General features: G+C 62.1%; 1 rRNA gene (running past one end of the window). It reads left to right on the top strand.

The window, feature by feature from the left end:
• A 23S ribosomal RNA gene (locus ABCN07_RS04580) occupies positions 1-1,790 on the top strand; its annotated part reaches 156 nt to the left of the window's first position; the annotation flags it as partial.

Below are 1,790 nucleotides of genomic sequence, written 5' to 3'. Positions count from 1 at the left end.
CTAAGCTGGAAAGCGAGCCGTAGCGAGAGCGAGTCTGAACAGGGCGTTCAGTCGCGCGCCGCAGACGCGAAGCCGGGTGAGCTACCCATGGGCAGGCTGAAGCGGGGGTAAGACCCCGTGGAGGGCCGAACCCACTTAGGTTGAAAACTGAGGGGATGACCCGTGGGTAGGGGTGAAAGGCCAATCAAACCCGGAGATATCTCGTTCTCCCCGAAATAGCTTTAGGGCTAGCGTCGGGGGTTTACCCCAGGAGGTAGAGCACTGGATGGGCGCGGGGGCCTCACCGCCTACCAACCCCAACCAAACTCCGAATGCCTGAGGTCCAGACCCCGGCAGTCAGAACATGTGGGCTAAGCTGTGTGTTCGAGAGGGAAACAGCCCGGACCGCCCGCTAAGGTCCCGAAGTCGATGCTGAGTGGCAAAGGATGTGCGTTTGCTCAGACAACCAGGATGTTGGCTTAGAAGCAGCCATTCATTTAAAGAGTGCGTAACAGCTCACTGGTCGAGTGGACATGCGCCGACAATATACGGGGCTAAGCATCGCACCGAAGCGGCGGGATAGTCGCATGACTATCGGTAGGGGAGCTTTCCGTCCTGCGGAGAAGCCACGGGGACGACCCGCGGTGGAGCGGCCGGAAGTGAGAATGCTGGCATGAGTAACGAGAGCGGCGAGAGTAACGCCGCCGCCGTAAACCCAAGGTTTCCTGGGCGAGGCTAATCCTCCCAGGGTCAGTCGGGGGCTAAGGCGAGGCCGGGAGGCGTAGCCGATGCGCAGCAGGTGGACATTCCTGCACCACCGACGCGGAGCTTGACCGATGGGGCGACGGAGAAGGGTAGCCGGGCGGGGTTCTGGACGTCCCCGTGAGGCCGCGTAGGGCGCGGCGCAGTGAAATGCGCGCCGCATACAGCCCGAGGCGGCGGACGAAGCGACTGAGCGAAGTCGGTGAGCCCATGCTTCCAAGAAAAACCCCTAGGGATCCGCGAGGTGCCCGTACCGCAAACCGACACAGGTGGGTGGGTAGAACATACCAAGGCGATCGGGAGAACCATGGTAAAGGAACTCGGCAAAACTGCCCCGTAACTTCGGGAGAAGGGGTGCCGGGGCCGGTGGAGGGGCTTGCCCCCCGAGCCGGGCCCGGCCACAGCGAAGAGGTCCAAACGACTGTTTATCAAAAACACAGGACTCTGCCCAAGCCGTAAGGCGACGCATAGGGTCTGACGCCTGCCCGGTGCCGGAAGGTCACGGGGAGCCGTCATCCTTCGGGAGAAGCGGCGAACCCAAGCCCCGGTAAACGGCGGCCGTAACTATAACGGTCCTAAGGTAGCGAAATTCCTTGTCGGGTAAGTTCCGACCTGCACGAAAGGCGTAACGATTTGGACGCTGTCTCTACCATGGCCCCGGTGAAATTGCACTAGTCGTGAAGATGCGACTTACCCGCGGAAGGACGGAAAGACCCCGTGAACCTTTACTGCAGCTAGGCATTGGCTGCCGGTCCGTCGTGTAGAGGATAGGTGGGAGGCTACGAACCGAGGGCGCCAGCCCCCGGGGAGCCACCCTTGGAATACCACCCTCGACGTTCTGGCATCCTAACCCCCGGCCCTGATCGGGCGGGGGGACCGTGCCTGGTGGGTAGTTTGACTGGGGCGGTCGCCTCCCAAAGAGTAACGGAGGCGCGCGCAAGGTCTGCTCGGGACGGTCGGCAACCGTCCTCGTGAGTGCAAGAGCATAAGCAGGCTTGACTGCGAGGCGCACATGCCGAGCAGGTGGGAAACCAGGCTCTAGTGATCCG

It is taken from the genome of Collinsella sp. 1033st1_E11_1033SCRN_220408, from assembly GCF_039062465.1.
Taxonomy (GTDB): domain Bacteria; phylum Actinomycetota; class Coriobacteriia; order Coriobacteriales; family Atopobiaceae; genus Parolsenella.
This window is presented reverse-complemented; position numbering and strand designations above follow the sequence as displayed.